Annotated in this window: 23 protein-coding genes, 1 tRNA gene and 2 pseudogenes; 10 read left to right on the plus strand and 16 right to left on the minus strand. The window is 65.0% G+C overall.

The annotated features are described in order from the left end of the window. Positions 1–14: 14 nt before the first annotated feature. From ACQY4T_RS14900 to ACQY4T_RS14925, 6 genes and pseudogenes are all read right to left on the minus strand, one after another. Complete coding sequence (locus ACQY4T_RS14900; protein WP_428531855.1) at positions 15–758, minus strand: LLM class flavin-dependent oxidoreductase; 744 nt, start codon at positions 756–758, stop codon at positions 15–17. 13 nt (positions 759–771) lie between these two features. Then, positions 772–1,068, minus strand: a pseudogene (locus tag ACQY4T_RS14905) (LLM class flavin-dependent oxidoreductase); the annotation flags it as partial. Between the two features lie 118 nt (positions 1,069–1,186). After that, positions 1,187–1,260: transfer RNA gene (locus ACQY4T_RS14910), tRNA-Cys, on the minus strand. A 186-nt stretch (positions 1,261–1,446) separates the two neighbouring features. Next, positions 1,447–2,892, minus strand: coding sequence for an NAD(P)/FAD-dependent oxidoreductase (locus ACQY4T_RS14915; protein ID WP_428531858.1), 1,446 nt, complete (start codon positions 2,890–2,892; stop codon positions 1,447–1,449). 214 nt (positions 2,893–3,106) lie between these two features. Continuing rightward, positions 3,107–4,261, minus strand: coding sequence for a GNAT family N-acetyltransferase (locus ACQY4T_RS14920; protein ID WP_428531861.1), 1,155 nt, complete (start codon positions 4,259–4,261; stop codon positions 3,107–3,109). A 10-nt stretch (positions 4,262–4,271) separates the two neighbouring features. Continuing rightward, complete coding sequence (locus ACQY4T_RS14925) at positions 4,272–4,739, minus strand: RidA family protein (RefSeq protein WP_428531864.1); 468 nt, start codon at positions 4,737–4,739, stop codon at positions 4,272–4,274. A gap of 299 nt (positions 4,740–5,038) precedes the next feature. Here ACQY4T_RS14925 and ACQY4T_RS14930 point away from each other — a divergent pair, with 299 nt between their 5' ends. Next, positions 5,039–5,620: a hypothetical protein gene (locus ACQY4T_RS14930; RefSeq protein ID WP_428531867.1), complete on the plus strand. Its 582-nt coding sequence runs from the start codon at positions 5,039–5,041 to the stop codon at positions 5,618–5,620. A gap of 20 nt (positions 5,621–5,640) precedes the next feature. Here the strand turns inward: ACQY4T_RS14930 and ACQY4T_RS14935 are convergent, their stop codons facing one another. After that, the gene (locus ACQY4T_RS14935; protein ID WP_428531869.1) at positions 5,641–7,113 is read right to left on the minus strand and encodes a TSCPD domain-containing protein; all 1,473 of its coding nucleotides are present in this window, start codon (positions 7,111–7,113) and stop codon (positions 5,641–5,643) included. Positions 7,114–7,372: 259 nt separating this feature from the next. Here ACQY4T_RS14935 and ACQY4T_RS14940 point away from each other — a divergent pair, with 259 nt between their 5' ends. From ACQY4T_RS14940 to ACQY4T_RS14970, 7 genes are all read left to right on the plus strand, one after another. Next, positions 7,373–7,729, plus strand: a complete 357-nt coding sequence (locus tag ACQY4T_RS14940) for an NADH:ubiquinone oxidoreductase subunit NDUFA12 (protein WP_428531872.1) — start codon at positions 7,373–7,375, stop codon at positions 7,727–7,729. A 7-nt stretch (positions 7,730–7,736) separates the two neighbouring features. Then, a complete protein-coding gene (mlaD, locus tag ACQY4T_RS14945) occupies positions 7,737–8,354 on the plus strand; it encodes an outer membrane lipid asymmetry maintenance protein MlaD (protein WP_428531875.1) in 618 nt (205 codons plus the stop codon). A 68-nt stretch (positions 8,355–8,422) separates the two neighbouring features. Beyond that, positions 8,423–8,572, plus strand: a complete 150-nt coding sequence (locus tag ACQY4T_RS14950; protein ID WP_428531878.1) for a hypothetical protein — start codon at positions 8,423–8,425, stop codon at positions 8,570–8,572. A gap of 11 nt (positions 8,573–8,583) precedes the next feature. After that, on the plus strand, positions 8,584–9,396 hold the full coding sequence (locus ACQY4T_RS14955) for a DUF2155 domain-containing protein (protein WP_428531881.1): 813 nt from the start codon (positions 8,584–8,586) through the stop codon (positions 9,394–9,396). Positions 9,397–9,399: 3 nt separating this feature from the next. Continuing rightward, complete coding sequence (otsB, locus tag ACQY4T_RS14960; protein WP_428531884.1) at positions 9,400–10,125, plus strand: trehalose-phosphatase; 726 nt, start codon at positions 9,400–9,402, stop codon at positions 10,123–10,125. Beyond that, entirely contained in the window at positions 10,122–10,895 is a 774-nt protein-coding gene (locus ACQY4T_RS14965; RefSeq protein WP_428531887.1) for an HAD-IA family hydrolase, read from the plus strand. Before otsB ends, ACQY4T_RS14965 begins: the two co-directional genes overlap by 4 nt. A gap of 72 nt (positions 10,896–10,967) precedes the next feature. After that, positions 10,968–11,468, plus strand: a complete 501-nt coding sequence (locus ACQY4T_RS14970; RefSeq protein WP_428531890.1) for a GlcG/HbpS family heme-binding protein — start codon at positions 10,968–10,970, stop codon at positions 11,466–11,468. A 158-nt stretch (positions 11,469–11,626) separates the two neighbouring features. Here the strand turns inward: ACQY4T_RS14970 and ACQY4T_RS14975 are convergent, their stop codons facing one another. After that, positions 11,627–12,772 carry an alkaline phosphatase family protein gene (locus ACQY4T_RS14975; protein ID WP_428531893.1) on the minus strand — a complete coding sequence of 382 codons (1,146 nt, stop codon included), beginning with the start codon at positions 12,770–12,772 and terminating at the stop codon, positions 11,627–11,629. Positions 12,773–12,874: 102 nt separating this feature from the next. On the opposite strand from ACQY4T_RS14975, the gene ACQY4T_RS14980 reads away from it, so the two are divergent. After that, positions 12,875–13,944 (plus strand): IS630 family transposase gene (locus ACQY4T_RS14980; protein ID WP_428531896.1). Its coding sequence is split into 2 segments (ribosomal slippage): positions 12,875–13,364 and positions 13,364–13,944, totalling 1,071 coding nucleotides; the frame shifts between segments, so codons are not numbered across the junction. 159 nt (positions 13,945–14,103) lie between these two features. On the opposite strand, the pseudogene ACQY4T_RS14985 reads toward ACQY4T_RS14980, so the two are convergent. The 6 genes and pseudogenes from ACQY4T_RS14985 to tnpA form a co-directional block, all read right to left on the minus strand. Continuing rightward, a pseudogene (locus ACQY4T_RS14985) lies at positions 14,104–14,436 on the minus strand (alkaline phosphatase family protein); the annotation flags it as partial. A gap of 194 nt (positions 14,437–14,630) precedes the next feature. After that, the gene (locus tag ACQY4T_RS14990; RefSeq protein ID WP_428531899.1) at positions 14,631–15,248 is read right to left on the minus strand and encodes a PadR family transcriptional regulator; all 618 of its coding nucleotides are present in this window, start codon (positions 15,246–15,248) and stop codon (positions 14,631–14,633) included. A 188-nt stretch (positions 15,249–15,436) separates the two neighbouring features. Next, positions 15,437–15,736 (minus strand): hypothetical protein, encoded by a 300-nt coding sequence (locus tag ACQY4T_RS14995; protein ID WP_428531902.1) that lies wholly within the window; start codon positions 15,734–15,736, stop codon positions 15,437–15,439. After that, positions 15,688–17,340 carry an IS66 family transposase gene (gene tnpC, locus ACQY4T_RS15000; protein WP_428542708.1) on the minus strand — a complete coding sequence of 551 codons (1,653 nt, stop codon included), beginning with the start codon at positions 17,338–17,340 and terminating at the stop codon, positions 15,688–15,690. The genes ACQY4T_RS14995 and tnpC overlap by 49 nt, the downstream gene beginning before the upstream one ends. A 71-nt stretch (positions 17,341–17,411) precedes the next feature. Next, complete coding sequence (tnpB, locus tag ACQY4T_RS15005; RefSeq protein ID WP_428531905.1) at positions 17,412–17,759, minus strand: IS66 family insertion sequence element accessory protein TnpB; 348 nt, start codon at positions 17,757–17,759, stop codon at positions 17,412–17,414. After that, positions 17,756–18,151: an IS66-like element accessory protein TnpA gene (tnpA, locus tag ACQY4T_RS15010; RefSeq protein ID WP_428531908.1), complete on the minus strand. Its 396-nt coding sequence runs from the start codon at positions 18,149–18,151 to the stop codon at positions 17,756–17,758. Before tnpA ends, tnpB begins: the two co-directional genes overlap by 4 nt. Positions 18,152–18,255: 104 nt before the next feature. On the opposite strand from tnpA, the gene msrB reads away from it, so the two are divergent. Next, positions 18,256–18,690 carry a peptide-methionine (R)-S-oxide reductase MsrB gene (gene msrB, locus ACQY4T_RS15015; RefSeq protein ID WP_428531911.1) on the plus strand — a complete coding sequence of 145 codons (435 nt, stop codon included), beginning with the start codon at positions 18,256–18,258 and terminating at the stop codon, positions 18,688–18,690. Positions 18,691–18,697: 7 nt separating this feature from the next. Here msrB and dctP read toward each other — a convergent pair whose 3' ends face one another. Together dctP and ACQY4T_RS15025 are read right to left on the minus strand one after the other, a co-directional pair. Next, a complete protein-coding gene (gene dctP / locus ACQY4T_RS15020; RefSeq protein WP_428531914.1) occupies positions 18,698–19,747 on the minus strand; it encodes a TRAP transporter substrate-binding protein DctP in 1,050 nt (349 codons plus the stop codon). 2 nt (positions 19,748–19,749) lie between these two features. After that, on the minus strand, positions 19,750–21,093 hold the full coding sequence (locus tag ACQY4T_RS15025) for an MmgE/PrpD family protein (RefSeq protein WP_428531917.1): 1,344 nt from the start codon (positions 21,091–21,093) through the stop codon (positions 19,750–19,752). Positions 21,094–21,171: the final 78 nt, after the last annotated feature.

Raw genomic sequence — 21,171 nt, forward strand, 5'->3', positions numbered from 1 at the left:
CGACGACGTCGGATTCAGGCCAGTTTCGCCAGCACCGCTTCACCGAACAGACGCATCGATGCTTCGGCGGCTGCCAGCGGCAGATCGTTGAAGTTGACCTGCAGTGATGCGGTCTCGAAGCCGCCAACCTGACGCTGGTAGGTGGCGATGGTGTCGAGAATGCGTTGCGGCGTGCCGGCCCAGATGGCGCATTTTTCCACCTGGGTCTCGAACGTCTCGCGCGCCAGCCCGGCAATGACCTTGTCGTAGCCCTTGTAGTCCGCCGAACGTGTGTCCGAGACCCAGGCCGATGCGGCGGTCACCAGTGACCGCAGGTACCGCTGAAATGGACCGCGGGCGAGCCGCTCGGCTTCCGCCTGGTCTTCGTGGCACAGCATGTGGAAAGCCAGCATCACCAAACCGCGGCCGGGGTGGCCGGCGCTGCGCCAGGCCTCGCGATAGAGGCCGATCAGTTCGGCCATCGCCGCGCCGGCCATCGGGATCGCCATGATGCCATGGCCCAGCGTGCCGGCACCTTCGAACGATTCCCCGGACCCCAGGGCCGCGACATAGAATGGCGGGCGCGGCAGCTGCGTCGGACGCGGCAGTGAGGTTACGTTTTGAAAGCTGTGGAATCGTCCGGCGGCGGTGACGGTTGGTTCCTCCAACAGTCGGCGCACCTGTCCCATGCCTTCTTCGAACCGGGCTAGGCTTTCGTCCAGCTTGACGCCGAAATGGGCGAACTCGTGCGACAGGAAAGGCGCGGGTGAAGCCGACATCGAGCCGCCCGTCGCACAGCGCGTCGAGCATGGCGATCTCGGCCGCGAGCTTCAGCGGGTTGTTGAACGCCGGCAGCACCGCCCCGGTGACCAAGCGAGCATGACGGGTGATCTGGGCGGCGGCGGCCAGGAAGATCATCGGATTGGGGCTGGAACCGCCGTATACGTTGAAGTAGTGCTCGATGGTGCGGACATGGTTGTAGCCGTAACGATCGACCAACTCGACGAGATGCAACGCGTCCTGCCAGTAGTCGCGCGCCGACTTCTGGTCGGGGCCGATATCGGGAAAGAACTGGATGCCGACCTGCATGATTCCGGTGGATCCCCCGGAGGATTGCGACGCGTAGCGATAGCACGAAGTCACAGGGGCGCCACAGGGGCGGAGGACGCCGGGCACGCGCGGTCAGGAAGGCAGCCGGGATCGGAAATGGAGGTCCGGGCCGGAATCGAACCGGCATCCGCGGATTTGCAGTCCGATGCATCACCACTCTGCCACCGGACCCCCGGGTGCAGGAGGCGGTATATGGTTCGCCGCTAGCTTTAGGGTCAAGAGGCGTATTGGGTCGAGCTAGGCGCAAAAGAGAATCGGTATGCGCGCCGTCACCCACAGAGAAGTCCAACCGAATCCAGCGGTATCAGGCGGCGCGGGTGGGCCTATCGCCGGGCACGAGCGTGGTCGTGACCGGCCTCAGCCCCGAGCGGTGGCCTGGTCCGATGCGCGTGCTGGGACTGATTGCGTGGCCGTGCCGGCTAATTCGTGGGGCGTGGCTGACGGCTCCGAGCAATCCGCAGCCTGACGCGGAGAAACGGCGCTTTGCTGCTCGCCAGAACGTGCGCGATCGGATCGCTCGGCTAGTGCCCGGTCGACGCCGGTCATCAGCCGCGCGCCGCTGCCGTAGGTGATCCAGGCCCAGACCCAGTTCAGGTAGACTACCATCTTGTTTCGCGCGCCCAGCAGCAGGAACAGATGGACCGCGCCCCAGAGCAGCCAGGCCAGAACTCCGGTCATGCGCAACCAGCCAAAATCAGCGACGGCGGCGGATCGACCAAGCACCGCAAGTTGGCCGTAGTCGCGATAATGGAACGGCTTCGGCGCGCTGCGCCCTTCGATGCGGGCACGGATCATCCGCCCGAGATAGTGGCCCTGCTGCTTGGCCACCGGAGCCAGCGCCGGCAGCGGCTTGCCGTCCGAGCCGGCCATTTCGGCAACGTCACCTATCGCAAAGATGTCGTCGTGGCCGACAACCGAGCAGTCGGCACTGACCTTGATCAGTCCGTGGCGGCCGGTCTGGGACTTGATCCATCGCGCCGCCGGCGTTGCCTCGGTGCCGGCACACCAGAACACGTTCGCCGCCGCGATCCGCTGCCCGGCGGCGATGATGCCGTCGTCGCGCACGTCTTCCACGGTTTCCCCGGTGCGGACCTCGACGCCCAGCGCCTCCAGCTTGCTTTCGGCATAGGCCGATAACCGTTCGGGGAACGACGCCAGCAGCCGAGGGCCGGCCTCGCAGACCACTACCCGGGTGGACTTTGGGTCGATATGGCGGTAGTCGCGCGCCAGGGTTGAACGTGCCAGTTCGGCGATCGCGCCGGCCAACTCGACGCCGGTGGGTCCGCCGCCGACCACGATGAAAGTCAACAAGGCGCGGATCTCGCCGGGATCGGTTCGGCTTTCGGCGCGCTCGAAAGCGCCCAGCACATGCAGGCGGACGCGTTCGGCGTCATCCAACGTTTTCAGCGAGATTGAACGCGAGGCCCAGTCGGCGTGGCCGAACCAACTGTAAACGCTGCCGGTCGCCAGGATCAGGAAGTCGTATGGGATTTCGCCGGTTTCGCTGACTCGGACCCGACGCCCGACGGTATCGACACCGTCGACCTCGCCCATCAGGACGCGGACGTTGGGTCGGCGTGAGAAAATCGACCGGATCGGCACCGCGATGTCGGATGGGGCGAGCGCGGCGGTGGCAACCTGATACAGCAGGGGTTGGAAAAGGTTGTGGTTGGTGCGGTCGAGCAGGGTGATGTCGACCGCCGCCGGCGCCAACGCCTGAACCACGTTCAGTCCGCCAAATCCGGCGCCCACGACCACCACGCGCGGCCACTGTTCAGACGATCCACCGGCTGTCGCGGTCATCTGGCCACCGCCGGTGCCGCGCGGGTCGGCAGCGCGCAGCCGAACGCATGGTGGTCGATCTGGTCGATAGCAAAACAGACGACGCCTCGACTGAAGGTCATGGCGTGAACCTCGGAGGTGAATTGCACGTCGTGGGCGTGCTCATACGCCTAAGCGGTGCGGGCGGTGCCGGGTTCCCGCCGAGCGGGTGAGAAGCATGCCCCCGCGGCTGGGATCAGTCGTCGCCTTTACGGAATGGAGACTCCTCGGCAAGCGCCGCCATCTCGGCCTCGATTCCGGCGCGCTCTTCGGTGAGAAAACTGGCCACCGCCCGACGCAGCCCGGTGTGGGCGATCCAATGTGCCGAATAGGTCGGTTTCGGCATGTAGCCGCGCTGTATCTTGTGCCGCCCCTGAGCGCCGGCCTCGACCCGCTGCAGGCCGTGCTCGATCGCCCAGTCGATGGCACGGTAATAGCAAAGTTCAAAGTGCAGAAACGGCCAGTCGCCTCGGCAACCCCAGTTGCGTCCGTACAGCGCCTCGTCTCCGGCCAGGTTGAGCGCGCCGGCGACCGGTTTGCCGGCATTTTCGGCATACATCAGCACGACCCTGTCGCCCATGCGCTGCCCGAGCAGGGAGAAGAACGATCGGGTCAGATAGGCCGATCCCCATTTGCGATCCACGGTCGAATGATAGAATGCGTAGAATGCGTCCCAGTGCCGTTCGGTGATGTCGGAGCCCGACAACGCATGGAATGTCAGGCCGGCGGCATTGGCGTCGCGCCGCTCGCGCCGCAGTATCTTGCGTTTACGGGACGACAGCGTTGCCAGGAAAGCCTCGAAATCGGCGTAGCCTTCATTCTGCCAATGGAATTGCATGCCGATGCGGCGCAGCCAGCCGGCCTCGCCCAGTCCCGCCCATTCCTGCTCGGTGCAGAATGTCAGGTGCACCGAGGACAGCCCGAGCGACTGGCAGGCTTGCTCCAGGGCGTTGGCCATTGCCGCTACCGGAATGGCGGCGTCGGGGTGGCGCAACAGCCGCGGGCCGGGCACCGGGCTGAACGGCACCGCCGCCTGCAGTTTCGGATAATACCGCTCGCCCGTCCGTTCCAGAGCGTTGGCCCAGCCGTGATCGAACACGTATTCGCCGTAGCTGTGCGACTTGGCATACATCGGCACAACCGCGACGATCGCCGCGTCGCGTCGCAACACCGCGTGCTGCGGCAGCCAGCCGGTGCGGGCGTTGGCCGAGCCGCTGTCCTCCAGCGCACTGAGGAAGCCGTGACTGAGGAACGGATTGCCTTCCCCCGCGCAGGCGTCCCAATCGGCGGCATCGATCTCGGCGATCGCGGGATGCATCGTCAGGGTCAGGGTGGCCGCGGCATCCGCCATCCGGGGCAGCCTAGAAGATTTCAAACATGCCCTCCACCTCTACCGCCGCATCGGCGGGCAACGATGGCACGCCGATGGTGGTGCGGGCGTGCCGACCGGCTTCCCCGAACACCGCCACGGCGAGGTCGGAGGCGCCGTTCATCACCAGGGCATGCTGGGTAAATTCGGACGGGGCAGCGATGAAGCCGCCCAGCCGGACGACCCGTTGCACGCGATCCAGGTCACCGCCACAGGCCGCTTTCAGGTGCGCCAGCACGTTGATGAAACAGAGCCGGGCGGCTTGCTTCGCCTGGTCGAGCGAGACGCCCCGACTGACCTTGCCGGTGATCGCGACCTCACCGTCGATCGCTGGCACCTGACCGGAGACGATGACCAGGCGGCCGGTGACGACGTAGGGCACGTAGTTGGCGAGCGGCGGCATCGGGCGGGGCAGGGTGATGCCGAGTTCCGCCAGCGCTGCTTCGATCCGACCCGCCATGAGATGCTCCTTCGGGACATTGCATTGCAGCGTAACCCATGATGGCACCGAGCCAAAGGGGGCCAGGGCACGGCTGAGGCAATTCGCCGAGCCAGTCCCGGATCAGCGGTATTTGGGTCAACTTTGCGGCTATCTGCTTGATGCGGCACATTGGCTGCAAAGATAGATCCTACGCGGACCCTGCGCCGCGAAGGGACCAGGAGATGTTTTCAGCACCGGGATCGGAAAGCGGCGACAACGTGACACCGACACTGGCCTCTCGCGGCGAGGGGAGCCGACTGATGTCGCTAGGCTTGGTCATGTTGCTTGGCGCTTGCGCGGCGTCGACGGATTCGGCGTTCAGCGTGCTACCGGGGCCGGGAAGGGATCAGGCCGCGTTCGGGCGGGATGAGCTTATCTGCCAGCAACATGCGGTCGCGCATACCGGCTACAATGCCTCGGTGACTCCGGCGGCGCCCGCGGCGGGCAATCCGGGCGCAATCGCCGCGCCTGGCGTGCCGTTCGACGCGACCGGGTACTTGCAGTGCATGGCTTCGCGAGGGGACACGGTGCAGGCCCAGCCCACCGCGTACCCCCCAGGAGTTTACCCGGACGAATATCCCTACGCGTATCAATATGGATATCCCTACGCCAACCCATATGGTTTGCCCGCCGAACCTGGATATCCTTATCCGTTCTACAACGGCGGCTTGTACGGCGGTCTGGGCCTTGGCTTCGTCTTCGGCAGCGGGCGGTTTTACCATGGTCCGTTTGATCACGGGGGGTTTCACCACGGATTTCACGGCGGCGGCTTCGGACATCATGGCTTCGGACACGGCGGCTTCGGACACAGCGGCTTTGGTCATGGCGGCTTTGGTCATGGCGGCGGCGGGCATCGATAGGCTGCGCTGGGCTGGAATCTTCAGCGCTGCACCACTCGCAGCCCGCGACGCCGAACCCGTGGTGATGCCTCGGCGGGCAGTTCCAGCGGCAGCAGCGGCGACTGATCGCGTGCGCCGTGGCCAACGGTGTCGGCTTCCTCGATCTCGGCATCGGGCAAGTCGCGCCGGCCCAGATAGTTCGCCGCCAGATTGCGGAACGCATAGTCCAGCAAGGACGTGGCTGCATGGACCGCGGGGTCACCCTCGACCGGTCCGGCCGGGCCGAACCGGGTGAAGGTGAATGCCTCGACGAATCGCTCGAGCGGCACGCCATGTTGCAGGCCCAGGCTGACCGCGTGGGCGAAATTGTCCATCAGGCCTCGGAACGCCGCGCCTTCCTTGTGCAAGGCGACGAATATTTCTCCCAGCGAGCCGTCGTCATATTCCCCGGTTCGCAGGAACAGCTTGTGGCCGCCGACGGATGCCTTCTGGGTGTAGCCGCTGCGCCGTCCAGGCAATTCCCGCCGCGGCACCGCTGCGGACCGCACCGCCAGTGGCACCGGGCGCGGCGGCATAAGGTGGATGAACGGCGCCACCGCGTCGTGCATCGCCGCGTGCGCCACCGACCCGTGTAACGGCAGAGGATTGCCGCCGGCAAGCGCGGTCGCCAGTGCTGCCTCGGCGGTGATGCCGTTCGCTCCCAGCCACGCCTGAGTGGCTCGGGTCAGGCCGCCGGCATGACCGACGGCAGAGAATGTCGGGGCGATGCCGCCGGTTTCGCAGCCGAGCAACGCCTCGGTCAGGCTGGGTTGCGCGATCGACGTGGTGGTTCGATGCAGCACGCCCTCGATCGCCGTCGCCGCCGCGCGGGCGGCGTGGGCAGCCGCCGGCAATCCTGCTACCGCGGCGCGGGCAGGGGGCATCGGCCAGTCGAATGGCGCTGGCCGCACTGGTCCAGCCAGCCGTGCGAGGCGCCCGGAGGCTGCGTCCGCCCGTCCACGCACGATCGCGACGATGCAGCGCGCGATATCGCGTGCCGCCTCGGTTGCGTAATCGAGTCCCAGCGCGGCCAGCAGCCCGGCGAGGTCGGCTACCCGGATACTGATATCGCGCGCCAACGGGGCGGCGAATCGCAGTGCGATCACCGCGGTTTCGACCGCCTCGGCGAGGTCCCCCAGATCCATCTGCGCATCGCTGTCGAGGAACGCCGGCAGGTTCAGCACGAAGCCCGGGTCATCCTCGGCATCGAGCCGCCAGACCGCTTCGGTCGGCGCGGCGCGGCGCAGCAAGAGCAGTCGGTGCAAACGGTCGGCGAGTGGGATATCGAAGCCCGCGGTTGCGGCGGCTGCGGCGATCGGCGCGATCCAGGCCTGCGCGGCTCCCACCAGTGTGACGGGACCCTGGTGCCGCGCCAATCCGGCCAGCGCGGCGGCGGCGGAGTCGTCCCAGGAGGTGGGCAGCGAGACCGGGCGCGTCGGGGCGTCGGGATCGGGCGCCGCCTCGGTGCGCCGCATCCGCACGCCTTGCCAGATCCGATGCGGCAAGGTCCGATGGGGAGCAAACCGAGGGCTTTTCATGGCGCCGATGTTATTCGCCGCGGGAGCGGGCGAATAGCTTATTTGGTGGCGAGATGGGTTGGGTTGCCCAAAATGTTGTGGATAACTCCTTCCAGGGAAAAATCCGCCAAGCCGCCGATCGGACCCTAGCAGGTGGCGTTGGACACCGCATTTCGGTGGGTGGACCTGACTGCGAGGCATGCGTATATGTGGCGCCATGAATATCGGCACATGGATCTTCACCAAGCTCAAAGGTCGCCAGATCGGCACCGACGCGGTGGGCAACATTTACTACGAGGAGAAGCGCCAGCGCCCGGACAGCCTGCGCAATCGTCGCTGGGTGATCTATGCGGGACGCCCGGTGGAGGCCAGTGCCGTACCTCCGGAGTGGCATGCATGGTTGCATTACACGACCGATGCTCCGTTGCCGGACACTGGCCGCAAGGTGTGGCAGAAGCCGCATTTGCCGAATGCGACCGGCACGGCGTCGAGCTACCGACCGCCCGGGCATGATTACGAAGGTGGACAGCGCGCCCGCGCCACCGGCGACTACGAAGCCTGGACACCGAGTTAGCGTCACGATGGGGCGTCATGGTGTCGCGGAGACGCTGACCGGCGCGTTGGTGCTGGTGGTGGCTGTAGCCTTCCTCGCTTACGCCGTGGTGCACTCCGGCCGCACGGCGGGATCAGGCTACACGTTGCTGGCCCGATTCGACCACATCGACGGATTGTCGGTCGGCGCCGACGTGAAGATCGCCGGCGTCAAGGTCGGCACGGTGAGCGAGGCAACGATCGACCCGAAGAACTTCGTCGCGGTGGTAGCAATGGACATCGAGGACAGCATCCAGCTGCCGAAGGACTCCGCAGCCTCGATCGTCAGTGAGAGTCTGCTGGGCGGCAAGTACATCTCGCTGTCGCCTGGCGGTGACGAGACCAACCTGAAGCCCGGCCAGACCATCACGATCACGCAATCTTCGGTCAGCCTGGAGGAACTGCTGGGCAAGTTCATCTTCAGCGTGACCAGCCTGAATGGATCGAAAAGCGGCCAAGCTGGGAGCGGTCAAGGGGGCGGCGGCCAGGGAGCGAGCAATCAATCCGACGGCAAACCCGCGGGGGGCGCCCCGCAGGGCGCCTCGCAACCGGGCGGAACCGGTTCGGCCGGACAGCCGTCTGGTGCCTTGGCGCCTCTTGCGAAATGATCCCGCCTGCTCCCACCAGTTGGCCCGGGCTTGACGGCAATGCGGTCGGTTGCCGTGAGAAGCTCAAAATGCTGGCGGAAAACTATGTCGAAGTGTCGCAGGTGCTGCAGGATGCTTTCGAGGACGCGGTTCTGATGGGGGTCGACGAACAGGCGATGCGTCGGGTACTGGCCCAGATTGTCGCTGGTCTCGACTCGCCTAAGCGTGGTGCGGGATGAGGACGGTCGGCGTGGGCCGATCGGTCGTGACCCACTGGGCGCTGCGCGGGGTTGTCGTGGCGGCTTCGATTTGGGCGATGCTCCCGGGGGGCGCGATCCTTCCCGCCCGGGCGCAGAACGGGCCGTCCTCCGGCGGAATGCCTCCATTGCAGGAGCAGAAACGGCCCGGCGGCTATCCGGCCGCCCCGATCGCGCCGACCTGGCAAGGCGGCCAAGGCAGCGCCGGGCAGAGCATCCTCGGCGGGCGGGACGAGTCCGGGCAGAGCACGGGTGGGCAGGGTATCCTGGGTGGGCAGCGCGTTCCCGGGCAAAGTGTCCTGGGGGGGACCGGTGGCGACGGGCAGAACGTATTGAGCAGCCCGGGCCCGGTTCAAGGTGGGCCGCCGCAGGGCGATGGGTTGCCGCAGGGCGAGGGCGGTCCGGGGCAAACAATTCCAACACCGGATACGAGGGCGCCCGACGCCGGCGATCAGGCGCAGGCGCCGCAGTCGGCCCCGGTGGCGCCCCCGGCGCCAATCGAACGACCCAATGTGTGGGTGCCGGCGACAGTGGCGAAGCTGCAGGCGCTGGACAAGGTTGATGCACAGGCCAAGGAACTGACGATCAAGGTTGGCGAGACCGCCCGCTTCGGATCGCTGACCATCGCGGTGAAATCGTGCATAATCCGGCCGCCTAATCTGCCGGCCGACGCCGCCGCCTACCTGGCCGTCACCGACAGCCACCCCGACCAGCCGGGCTTCGACGGCTGGATGCTGCAGGACGAGCCCTCGGTGTCGATGATGCAGCATCCGATCTATGATCTTCGCGTCACCGGCTGCGCCTGACGCATGGACCACCTGCCGCCGTTCAGCCGCGCCGCCCTGCTGCTGGATATGGACGGCACGCTGGTTGACCTTGCACCGACTCCGGATGCGGTCAGCGTGGCCCCGGGCTTGCGCGACACGCTGGCGGCACTGCGGCAGGCGCTGAGCGGAGCCCTGGCGATCGTCACCGGGCGTCCGATCGAAACCGTGGACCGGCTGTTCGGCGACGCTCCTGGCGCGGTCGCCGGGGAGCACGGAGGCGCCATCCGCCACGCCGCCGGTGATCCGATCGAGCGCGTCGATCTGCCGTCGCCGCCGCCGCACTGGCTGGCTGAGGCCGAAACGCTGGTGCGGTCCCACCCGGGCGCCTTGCTGGAGCGCAAGGCGCGCGGTTTCGCGCTGCATTACCGTGCGGCGCCGAACGCGCGGGACGCGTTGCGCGTCGCGTTGGATCGGTTGCTGGGGACAGGGCCCGGTTTCGAACTGCATCCCGCGCACATGTTGTGGGAAGTTCGCCCGCTTGGCGCCGACAAGGGAAGCGCGGTGGCGGCGCTGATGCAGCGTTGCCCGTTCGCCGGCCGGTTGCCGATCTTCATCGGCGACGACGTCACCGATGAAGACGGCATGCGCGAGGCACGCAGACGCGGCGGCGCAGGCTATCGTGTCGATGCGGTGTTCCGCGACCCCGACGGCGTGCGATCCTGGCTGCGCCGTTCGGCTGAACTCGGTGACTGGGCGCCATTGTCATGAAGCTGGCGGATTTCGATGTCCTGACGTTCGATTGCTATGGCACGCTGATCGATTGGGAAGGCGGCATTCATACCGCGCTGGGACCGTTGCTGTGGCGCGCCGGCATCCCGCTAGACGGCGGTGCAGCGTCGCCGGCCGGCGAGGGACTTCCGCGGGCGGGCGTGACCTGGTCGCGTAACGCGGTGTTGGAGGCGTTTGCCCGAGTCGAGGTGCGCCAGCAGGAAAACACCCCTGGGATGATCTATTCCGATCTGCTGGCCGAGGTGCACGGCCAGTTGGCAGCCGAATTCGCCGTGGCTCCCGATCCAGCCGAGGCTGCAGAGTTCGGCGCCTCGATCGCTGACTGGCCGGCGTTCCCCGATACCGTCGAGGCGCTGGGATACTTGCGGCGACATTTCCGCCTGGTGATCCTGTCGAACGTCGATCGAGCCAGTTTCCAGGAGACAAGCAAGCGCCTGGGGGTGACGTTCGATGCGGTGCATACGGCGCAGGAGATTGGGTCGTACAAGCCTGATCCGCGCAACTTTGACTACCTGCTTGATCGGCTGAAGCAGCAGGGGTTTGCGCGACAGAAAATCCTCCATGTCGCGCAGAGCCTGTTCCATGATCATGTGCCGGCCAAGGCCATCGGCCTGGCAAGCGCCTGGATCGACCGGCGGAGCGATGCCGGCGGCTGGGGCGCGACCGCGCCGGTGACTGCTGAGGTCAGCTACGATTTCCGCTTTACCAGCTTGGGACAATTGGCTCGGTCGCATCGCGCCGGCGAATGAGAGCGGCCCGGGTGTCACGCCATTAATTGTTGTGGCCTGAACCGAACCCGTGGCGAACAGGAGGAGACAACAATGTCGGCCAACAAGCGGTGGCTGATTGCCGCGATGGGTGCGGTGTTCCTGACGACCAGCGCGTCGGCGGAGGACCTGCTCACGACGCACCGCCTGTCGGCGGCACTCGCCGGCGAAGCCGTGGCCGCGGCGGTTTCGAGCTGTGCCAGCCAGGGGTATGGCGAAACCGCGGTTTTGGTGGACGCGGACGGTGTGCGTCAGGCGGTGCTGCGCGGCGATCGCGTCGGTAGTCATTCGCTTGATAGTGCGAACGACAAAGCCTACACCGCCGCATCGTTCAAGACCGATACCAGCGCGCTGGTCGAGCGAGCGAAAACGGTGCCGGGCTTTGCCGCGTTGTTCACCCAAATCCCGCATCTGGTGCTGTTCGGCGGCGGGGTGGTCATCAAGCTGGGCGATGAAGTCGTCGGTGCGATCGGCGCCGCCGGTGCGCCGGGCGGCAACCTCGACGAGGCCTGCGCCCGCGCGGGACTGGACAAGATCCGCGATCGCCTGAAGTAAAGCGCACCTTGGTTCCACTGGCTGAGCCGAGCCGGTCGAGAACGGTCGGCCCTGGTGGATACGGGTCGATACTTCGCTCTACGAATGGAACGGCTGGCGGCCGACAGCAGGGCCTGCTGTCGGCTGCTCGATTCATCGTGGTGATTGACGCAGCGTGATCATTTGGTCAGCACGGTTGTGCCTTCCGTTTGCGTGGCCTTTAGCAGCCTTGGATCGAGGCCGAGCGCGGTCAGGATGGTCGGAGCGATCTGCGTGGTGTAGGAGAGTGTTTCGACCACCTGCGGCTGGATCCGCGGCGCGGACAGCAGCAGCAACACGTTGCGGTCGTCGTCGGAGAAGCCGCCATGTTCGGCGAGCTTGGTGCCGCTTGTGCAGATGATGCCGTGGTCGGTCACGGCGATGAAATCGGGCACCCGACTATTGGCGAACGGGTCGCCATACAGCGCGGTGAGCGAAGTCCGGTCGAGCAGCTGGGAGATGTGAAGGGTTGCCGCGTTGGCCAGCAGATAGGCCTTGGCGGCGTCGTAATCTGCCTGCTGCAGATCAGGCTGCAGCCAGACCAGTCCGGCGTCGTCGCAGATCTCGAAGCCCTGGGTGCCGAAGCCGGGTGTGCTCTGGAACGGCTTGTCGGACTGGATGGCGCGGGCCTTCGGATCGATCGGCGACTGGCCGTGTTTGGCGCTGACGATGACAAGGGTCGAGTCTTCGAGACCCTGCGCGCTGAGCGCTTGCTCGAACTTGCCCAGGGCGTCATCGACGAACTGGAGTTGCAAGGTCAGGGCGTTGCCGGGGGTTGCGTTGCTGTCCAGGTAGCCGCCGGTCAGGCTTGGGGCATCGTCATAACCTGCTGTTGCGAGCTTCTGCCCGACGCTGACCGCCTGGAAGTTCATGCCGAAGATCGCGGGCACGCCGGGATGAGCGGTCGCGATACTGTTTAGACCGTTGATCCAGTTGATGACAGCATTCACCTTCAGCGTGTCGTAGGTCCGCACGCTGGCGAAGCTTGTGGTATAGTCCTGGCCGGCCGGAGCTCCGGGAACCTGCGAGTTTATCTCTGGCGCGAAAAGATCGTCGATGCCCTTGCCGGATGGCCCGCTGAGAACCTCATACGCTGGATGTTTGTCCGACCAAGCGGTGACGCCGCCGGCCTGCTTGATGATCTCGAAGATGGTGTTGGTGCGGATGTATTGGTGCGGGTAGATCGGCTCGCAACCGCCGCTGACCGCGCGACGCTGCATGTTGTCTGGGTCCAACTGGGTGTCGACCTGACCGAGCGTGCCGCCGGCTGTTATACCAGCCGCCACTGAAGACGACTCTCGCTAGATTTCTCGGCCCCCCGATTCTCAAGACCGCGAAAGTACGATTCGCTCTCGCTGCGGCATCGATTCGCTGCATTGGAGGACGCGATGAGCGCAGCGATCAAAATTACTCGCATCGACCACGCGCCGGCGGAACTGCGTGCCCTGGCGGCGAAGAGCGACGACGCCGGCCAGGCCCGGCGGCTGTTGGCAATCGCGATGATCCACGACGGGGTCTCGCGGCTTGATGCCGCGCGCCAGGCGGGCATGGACCGTCAGACCCTGCGCGACTGGGTGCATCGTTATAACCATGCCGGCCTTGACGGCCTGGTGTCGCGCAAGCCACCGGGGGCGCGCGCCAAACTGAGCGAGGCGCAGATGGCGGAACTGCGCGAGCTGGTGATCGCCGGGCCTGATCCGAACATCCATAAGGTCATCCGCTGGCGCTGTGTCGATCTGCGCGCCGAGGTGACAAGGCGGTTCTCGGTCACCGTACCCGAACGCACGATCGGCAAGTGGCTGCACAAACTGAAGCTCACCCAGCTGCAGCCGCGGCCGTATCATCCCAGGAAGGATGCGGCGGCGCAGGAGGCTTTTAAAAAAACTTCGGTGCCAGCCTGAAGCAAGCCCTGAACGGCTGCACCGCGGCCACGCCGGTGGAGATCTGGTTCCAGGATGAGGCCAGGGTCGGGCAGAAAGGCTCGCTCAGTTATGTCTGGGCGCCGGTCGGTTCGCGTCCGCCGATGCTGCGCGACAACCGCCACGACACCGCCTACATCTTTGGCGCGATCTGTCCGGCACGCGGTGTCGGCGCGGCGATCATCGCGCCAGCCGCCAACATGGAATGCATGAACCTGCACCTCGCCGAGATCAGCACGCAGGTCGCGCCCGGCTCGATCGCGGCGATTATCTGTGACGGCGCCGGGTGGCATCAGCGCGGCGGCGACATCAAGCTGCCCGACAACATCGTGCTGTTGCCGCTGCCGCCCTACGCCCCGGAACTTAACCCGATGGAGAATGTCTGGGATTACCTTCGCGCCAACAAACTCTCCGCCTGCGTATGGGACAGCTACGACGAGATCCTCGAGGCTTGCGCAGAGGCCTGGAACTGGCTGGTCGATGATCCAGATCGAATTCGATCCATTGGCACCAGGGAGTGGGCAACAGTCAGTGTCTAGGGCGGCTGGTATTACATCCGCAACTAAAGCGGTGGAAAAGTCATAGCTTTTGTCGAGTTCCTCGAAATTGGTCAGCTCGGCGCCGGGGGTGCCGGTGCATCCCGGGTCGGCCATGCCTTGGCCGGTGTAGGATGCTTTCGAGGGGTACACGGTGCGGTCGTAGCTGTCGTCGTAGAACAGCCCCGCCGTCTTCGGAGTGGCGCCGGTCACCTGCGCGATCATGCCGGGATAGCTATCGGACGGCGCAGTGGTGAAGGCGTTCGGGTAGATCAGTCCGGTGCCGGCGAGTTTGGCGAAATTGCTGTTCGGATTGTTCTGGATCCAGTTGGCAAGGTCGATGGCGTGCATGCCGTCGACACTGATCAGCAGCACATGTTCATAGCCGGAGCCAACGGCCGGGTTTTTGCTTTCAGTTGGTTGGCCGGCAATGGTCGGCGATGCCACGACAAAAGCGGCTGTCGTCGTGACAAGATAGTTCCAGAATGACCTCATAGGTTTTGGCTCCCCGTTCGATGCGAACGAGGGGTCTTATGGTTGCCGGCGAAGTAATCCGGATGACACGGGAATGACGCGAAGGTTACACCAGGGAAATCCATTCCCTAATTGAGCCACGTTCGCGTGTGCATCCCAGTCCACTACGGATCCGAACCGGCGCAGGCTGCCTCGCCTCGATCGGCGGCAGTGAGCTAAGACCGCTCCGCCGCTGCCGCCGCCGCATCGATCGCCGCCGCGATTGCCTGAACCTGCTGGTCTGGGATCGCGCTGCCTGCCAGGCGCAGCCGCAGAGCGGTCTTCAGGTTCTCGACCGCCCGGATGATCCGTGGGTCGGGTTCCAGGTTGCGCTGTCTGGCGATGCCGTCGATGCGCGCCTGGATGGCGTCGGCCGCGGCCTGGTTGGCGTCGAGGAACGCCGTCCCAGCTTCGGTTGCCGTATACAATTTCTTGCCGTCCGCCGTCGCGACGCTGGCCAGCCCCTGTTCCTGCAGCATCGTCAGCGTGGGGTAGATAACTCCGGGGCTGGGGCTGTAGCCGCCGCCCATCCGGTCCTCCAACGCCTTGATCAGGTCGTAGCCATGGGCCGCCCTGGTTGCGATCATGCCGAGCAGGATGAAGCGAAGGTCGCCGTGGTCGAATATCCGGCGCCGTCCGGGGCGGTGATGGCCGCGACCGCCGAAGCGCTCGCCGGCTTCCAGCGGGTCCCGAACGAAGCGCCGGTCGGCTGACCGGTCTTCTGGATGGTCGTACGGCAGGTCGTGCCTTGGCGCATGCGACTGGTATCGGCGGCCGTGGTGGTGATGACGCATAGTTTCTGATCTCCTTGAAAGCCGGGCGTGATGTCACCGGCAATCGAGATATAAATAAGACATATCTTGAGTCAAGATATATCTTCATATTATCGCCCAATCGCTTCCGGCAGCGGCAGATCTTGCTATTGTTGAGTCTTCCCCAACCGGAGACACACCGTAACCATTCGGCGTGGGCCGCAGGACGTCTATTTCTGATTGTTCCGACGCTGCAGGATTGTGGGATCTTGCTTGTGCATTTCGACGAGGTCAGTGAGGGTTTCGATCCCGAAGTCCGTGAATGCCATTACCCCATCGTCAGTGTCCCCGTAGACCCAGATGACGCCGTCTTCGGTGTCCATCTCGTCGGCGACATCATGGAGCCAGTCCACGCTCTCGCCGAGTTCCTTCGCGACGCGGTTGATCGTTTTGACGGAATGAACCTTGTTGACGTGCACGATCAGGCCGCCAGAGCTGGATCGAGAGATAATCGGGACGGCCAGTTCCACGGCAACAGTTCATCCAGTCGATGCACGGGATGGGCCGCGATGCGTGAGAGCACGTCCGCGAGCCACGCCTGTGGATCAACGCCATTCATTTTTGCTGTGACGATGAGACTGTACATCATCGCCGCACGCTGCCCGCCGCGATCGGACCCACAGAATAGCCACGCGCGTCTTCCGAGAGCCACACCACGCAGCCCGCGCTCGGCGGCATTATTCGAAAGGCACACGCGGCCATCTTCGAGGAACAGCCTGAAGGCAGCGGGTCGTTTGAGAATGTAATTGATCGCCTTGGCAAGATCATGCCCGCGGGACAGCCGATCCAGTTGCGCGCACAGGTAAAGCTCCAGTTCCTCGACCAGAGGCCGGCTTTTGTCCCGGCGAACCGCCAGTCGTTCGTTCGCGCTTGTCCCGTTGATCGATCGCTCGATCTCGAAGAGCGCGTCGATACGGCGCACAACCTCGATCGCGATTGGTGACAGCGGGATCTCCTTCTTGCCGGCCGCCTTGCGCCGGGCGTTCTCCTCGATATCAGCCATGGCAAAGAATGGGCGCCGGGCATGCACCCAACACGCCGCCTCCACGATGGGCCCGGCCGTTCGCCCTGGCTCATAAAGCTTTCTATATCCGTCATAGGCGTCCGCCTGGAGGATGCCGGCGTACCCGGCCACATGTGCCTGGGGGTGCTCGCCTTTCCGATCGCGCGAGTAATGCAATATCGCCGCTGGCGGCCCCGTTCCGCCAAAAGGTTTGTCATCGCGAAGATAAATCCAGCAACGCGCGATATCGGTTTTTCCGGAGGCCAGAACCGGAACCGTCGTATCGTCCGTGTGCAGACGCTCAGCCGCCATGACATGAGCCTCGATCAGGCGCCAGAGGGGATCGAGCACGCGGCAGACGGATCCTACGGCGTCGGCCATCGTCGACAGCGCGATCGGCACGCCTTCCAGGGCGTAACGTTCGGCCTGGCGGTTCAGTGGCTGGTGTTGCCCGAACTTCTCGAACATGATCATCGCGAGAAGGCTTGGGCCGGCCCACCCCCTGGGCACGACATGGAACGGCGCCGGCGCCTGCGTGATCTTCTCACAGTCACGGCAGGTGAATTTCTCGCGCACCGTCTCAATCACCTTCCATCGACGCGGCTGAGATTCCAGCGTGCACGTCACGTCCTCGCCGAGTTTGCGCAGACGGTTGCCACCACAACAGTCGCACGTCCTTGGCGGATCCATCACCACCCGCTCGCGCGGCAGGTGTTCGGGGAATGTGTTGCGCTCAGGGCGCTGACGCGTGAACCCGGTCACGCTGGTCGTTCTGGCGATCGCGGCTTCCGCGGCGAGTTCGTCTTCCGTGGCTTCGGCTTGCAGCTCTTCGAACACGAGCGCCAATTGGTCGATCAACCGCACCGAGCGTTCGGAACGTTGCCCATACAGTTGGCGTTCCAGCCTGGCGATCCGCAATTTCTGATGGGCGATCAGCGCCATGTCCTGTGAGGCTTTGGCACGCGCGATGGCCAGTTCTGCGGCGACTTCCAGGGCCTTCGCGCGCTCAATGATCAACACCGCTTTCAGCGCGTCAATGTCGTCCGGAAGACCGTCGCGAACTTCATCCATGGAGCTGAGAGAATCATAAGCCGCTCGATTTGCGATACCCCAAAATGCATGAGAGCGGATATTTTTTCGTTTCAGCCAGCGCTCGTCGGCCGCCATGTGAGTTGAGGATTTCTCCAATCAATCCCTTCAAGCATATAGGCCATCTGAGCGGGTGAAATTGCTACCGCGCCATCCGAGGCAGAAGGCCAGACGAACCTTCCACGATCGAGACGTTTGGCATAAAGCGAAAGTCCAACACCGTCATGCCAGAGAATCTTGGCAAGGTCCCCACGGCGTCCCCGAAAAATGAAAAGATCTCCGCCGTGCGGATCACGTCTGAGACCCTCTTGAATCTGTAAGGCCAATCCCCGCATGCCACGGCGCATGTCCGTGTGACCGGTCGCTATCCAGACCCGGCCAGCTGTTGGAACGGGAATCAAGATCGCAGCGCCGTCAACACACGACGCAAGGCAGCGAGGTTCACGTCACGACCAACACGCACCTGTCGTCCGTCGCCCATTTCAATTTCGATCAGGTCTGACCGTGTCTGCGAACGAGTGGACGACGATGTACGTTCCGGTTGGCTCGTCGACGACATCGGGTTCATCGGTGTCCCGAATACCCTTACCGGAACGAACGCCGGTGTCCCGCTCTCGCGTAAGGTCCCGTCGCGCTGCTGTCGGCGCCACGCGTAAAGGAGACTCTCACAAATACCGTTCCGCGCCGCCACCGCCCGCACCACCGCGTCGGGCTCAGTCGTCTCGGCCAGGATCCGAAGCTTCTCCTCGATGCCCCATCGACGCCGGCGTTCCCGCCCCGTGATGATCTCCACCACCCCATCCATCGCCCACCTTTACCACACAGTTAACCAGCGACTTAAGGAGGCAAGACCCTCAGAGCCAGGCGGCCGCCAGCGGAGGGATACGACACACCAGCATGAAGCGATTTTTCGGCAGCCATGACCCCAGTGCGGACGGCTTTCCAGTCAGCCGCACTGACCAGGAGTGGCGCGAGCGGCTCGATCCTGGCCAGTTCAACGTTTTGCGCAAACATGGCACCGAGCGAGCCGGCAGCAGCGCACTCAATGCCGAGAAGCGGCCTGGCACTTTCCGCTGTGCCGGCTGCGACAAACCGCTGTTCGAAACCGGCGCGAAGTTCGAAAGCCACACCGGGTGGCCAAGTTTCACCCAATCGCTGCAAGGCGCCGTCGCCACCACCGAGGACCGCAGCCTGTTCATGAGTCGCACCGAGGTGCATTGCGCCGATTGTGGCGGTCATCTCGGGCACGTGTTTCCCGACGGACCGCGCCCGACCGGCTTGCGTTATTGCATGAACGGTGTGGCGATGATGTTCCAGCCGGAAGATGCTTGATTCGGGGTCAATCGGTGGCTTCGACCGCGGTGTCGATACGGGCCAGGAAGTCCGGCGAAATCCGCATCTCCCGCGCGACTTTGTCCTGCTCGCCCAGCATACGTTTGCGTTGGTCAGCTGATTCTTCTGGCGCAACGGCCGCCAGTTTTATGCCGTTTTGTTTCAGTTCCCGCGCGGCGTGGTCCTGCGCGGCCGCCAGGTTGGCCCGATAGCTAGCGATGTTCGCCGTCCACAGGTCGGTGACCAGGACCTTCAATTCGGGCGTCAGCGTGGCCCAGAATGTCCCGCTGATCATCGGGATATAGGCACCCATCGATTGGTGGTCGATCAGCCCGAAATGCAGCCCGGCATCCCATAGCTTGGCGCTGGCGCAGCTCTCGTCGGTACTTTGCAGCGCATCGAAGGTGCCCTGCGACAACGCCAGCGGCACCTCCGGCCAGGCGGTGGTGGTTGGCACGGCGCCGAAGAACCTGGCTCGCCAGGGCTGCGCGAAACCGCCCGAATTGCGGATCTTCAGGCCGCGCAGATCGGCCAACCGCCGCAGTGGCCGTCGCGTGCTGTACCAGTTGGTGAAGCCCAGATCGATCCAGCGCCCGGGGATCGTCACTCGCAGCTTCTGGCTGACCTGACGGTTCACCAGGTCGCCGGGGACGCCGTCGATTGCGCGGTGGGTGGTCTCGATCGGCTGGCCATAGAACAGCGGCAACTGCGCCAGATCGGCCTCGGGGACGTAGGCGGACACCAGCCAGGTGCCGGGAGCCGCCATCTCCAGCTGTCCCAGCACCAGCGCCTTGATCACGTCGCGATCGGCGAACAACTGGCCGCTGTCGAACAACCGCGGCGCGATGGCGCCTTGTGACGCTGCCTGGAGCTTGTTCAGGAAGTCCGCGATCGACACGGTTCGGCCGTGGCTGGGCGACGTGTCCACCGACACGCGCATGTGGAACGGATCGGCGCGCGCGGTGCGGATGAACGGCGCCCGCAACGGCGAGCCGACGGTTGACCCGAGCGCTGCCCCGAGCGTCGAACCGAGAACGATTCGACGCCGGATCGCCATGGTCAGGCTCCGGCGGTAAGGTCGCGCGCGCTGATCGACTGGATCGCCGATAGCCGCTTGAACAGCATTTCGGCCGGGATCGGCGAGTGACCCGCGTCCAGGCAGTCGGCGAACTTGTCGTATAACTGCGCGTCGGTCAGCGGGCGCGACGGATGCCCGGTGGCCCGCGCCACCGGATCGCCGACGACGGTCTGGCCGCCGGCGAGGCTGACCGTCACCTGGTCGTGCGGCGCGGCGCCCGGCAGTTCCGGGTCGTAATCGGTGGTGGTGACGATCTCCACCTTGCGCATCAGCGCCTGGATGTCGGGCCGTTGCACGAATGCGTCGGTCAGTTCGCGCAGTCCGACCCGCTGGGCGACGATACCGCTGGCCATGCAGAACTCGATGCTGAACTTGGCCGCCAGGCCGGTGTCGGGCTGGTGGTTGCGCAGCACGGTGGCGAAGTAGTCGCTGAGGCTGACGGTGATCTTATCAACGCTGTCCGGCTGGATCGGACTGGCGTGGACCATATCGAGCATGCAGTCGATCGCCCGATGCGTGCAATAGCAGGTGGGGTATTTCTTGATGCCGAGGCCCTGCGAGAGGATCGCCCACTCGCTGCCGGCCTTGCTGGCGCCGTCGCGGTCCTCGGTGTTGGCCGGGGAGATCGCATGCAAGAAGCCCTGCGGATGTTCCAGCGCGTCGGTGTTGGCAGTGAAGCCGGCTTCGGCCAGGCGGGCGGCGATGACGCCGGCATGGGCGGCCTTGCCGGCATGGAACGGCTTGGTCATGGTGCCGAAGTTCGCCATCAGGCCGGCCGACTGCGAGGCGCCGAGGGCGATGGCGATGGCGGCCTTCTCGGCATCCAGCTTGCGCAGCTTGGCGCAGGCCGCGGCGGCGCCGGGCGCGCCATACAGCCCGGTCGGGTGCCAGCCCTTCTGATGCAGTAACCCGTTATCGCGCCGGAACAACTCGGCCCAGGTTTCGTAACCGGCGACATAGGCGGTGATCATGTCGGCGCCGGACGATCCGAGGTGTTCCGCCTCGGCCAGGATCGCCGGCACTAGCACGGTGCTGGGGTGGCCACGCAGCGCCACGTCGTCATAGTCCAGCGCGTGCGCGGCGGTGCCGTTGATCCAGGCGGCTTCCGGAGCCGGGGCATGGCGCGCGCCGAAGGTCAGCGTCGCCAGGCCGTCGGCCGGCGCAAGCGTCTCGGTCATGATCCGAACGCTGTCTTCGTTGCGTCCGGCGATCATGGTGCCGATGGTGTCGATGAACCCCATGCGGGCAATCCGCGCGGCCTCTTCGGGCAGCCGGTTGGGCGACAGATCGGCGACGAACTGTCCGAGCGATTTTGTCAATGTCATGGACGGTTGCTCCGGTTCGACGGATCGGGACGGCGCGATTGATTCGCGCCGGTGTTTATGCCCGATATTCCCGCGATC

It is taken from the genome of Rhodopila sp. (genome assembly GCF_965277825.1).
Classification (GTDB): Bacteria; Pseudomonadota; Alphaproteobacteria; order Acetobacterales; family Acetobacteraceae; genus Rhodopila.

What these genes read in the sequence shown, in the direction of transcription:
- ACQY4T_RS14900 (WP_428531855.1), bottom strand. Translation starts at nt 758, where the DNA reads ATGTCGGCTTCACCCGCGCCTTTCCTGTCGCACGAGTTCGCCCATTTC.
- ACQY4T_RS14915 (WP_428531858.1), bottom strand. Translation starts at nt 2,892, where the DNA reads ATGACCGCGACAGCCGGTGGATCGTCTGAACAGTGGCCGCGCGTGGTG.
- ACQY4T_RS14920 (WP_428531861.1), bottom strand. Translation starts at nt 4,261, where the DNA reads ATGGCGGATGCCGCGGCCACCCTGACCCTGACGATGCATCCCGCGATC.
- ACQY4T_RS14925 (WP_428531864.1), bottom strand. Translation starts at nt 4,739, where the DNA reads ATGGCGGGTCGGATCGAAGCAGCGCTGGCGGAACTCGGCATCACCCTG.
- ACQY4T_RS14930 (WP_428531867.1), top strand. Translation starts at nt 5,039, where the DNA reads ATGTTGCTTGGCGCTTGCGCGGCGTCGACGGATTCGGCGTTCAGCGTG.
- ACQY4T_RS14935 (WP_428531869.1), bottom strand. Translation starts at nt 7,113, where the DNA reads ATGCGGCGCACCGAGGCGGCGCCCGATCCCGACGCCCCGACGCGCCCG.
- ACQY4T_RS14940 (WP_428531872.1), top strand. Translation starts at nt 7,373, where the DNA reads ATGAATATCGGCACATGGATCTTCACCAAGCTCAAAGGTCGCCAGATC.
- mlaD (WP_428531875.1), top strand. Translation starts at nt 7,737, where the DNA reads ATGGGGCGTCATGGTGTCGCGGAGACGCTGACCGGCGCGTTGGTGCTG.
- ACQY4T_RS14950 (WP_428531878.1), top strand. Translation starts at nt 8,423, where the DNA reads ATGCTGGCGGAAAACTATGTCGAAGTGTCGCAGGTGCTGCAGGATGCT.
- otsB (WP_428531884.1), top strand. Translation starts at nt 9,400, where the DNA reads ATGGACCACCTGCCGCCGTTCAGCCGCGCCGCCCTGCTGCTGGATATG.
- ACQY4T_RS14965 (WP_428531887.1), top strand. Translation starts at nt 10,122, where the DNA reads ATGAAGCTGGCGGATTTCGATGTCCTGACGTTCGATTGCTATGGCACG.
- ACQY4T_RS14970 (WP_428531890.1), top strand. Translation starts at nt 10,968, where the DNA reads ATGTCGGCCAACAAGCGGTGGCTGATTGCCGCGATGGGTGCGGTGTTC.
- ACQY4T_RS14990 (WP_428531899.1), bottom strand. Translation starts at nt 15,248, where the DNA reads ATGCGTCATCACCACCACGGCCGCCGATACCAGTCGCATGCGCCAAGG.
- tnpC (WP_428542708.1), bottom strand. Translation starts at nt 17,340, where the DNA reads ATGGATGAAGTTCGCGACGGTCTTCCGGACGACATTGACGCGCTGAAA.
- msrB (WP_428531911.1), top strand. Translation starts at nt 18,256, where the DNA reads ATGAAGCGATTTTTCGGCAGCCATGACCCCAGTGCGGACGGCTTTCCA.
- dctP (WP_428531914.1), bottom strand. Translation starts at nt 19,747, where the DNA reads ATGGCGATCCGGCGTCGAATCGTTCTCGGTTCGACGCTCGGGGCAGCG.
- ACQY4T_RS15025 (WP_428531917.1), bottom strand. Translation starts at nt 21,093, where the DNA reads ATGACATTGACAAAATCGCTCGGACAGTTCGTCGCCGATCTGTCGCCC.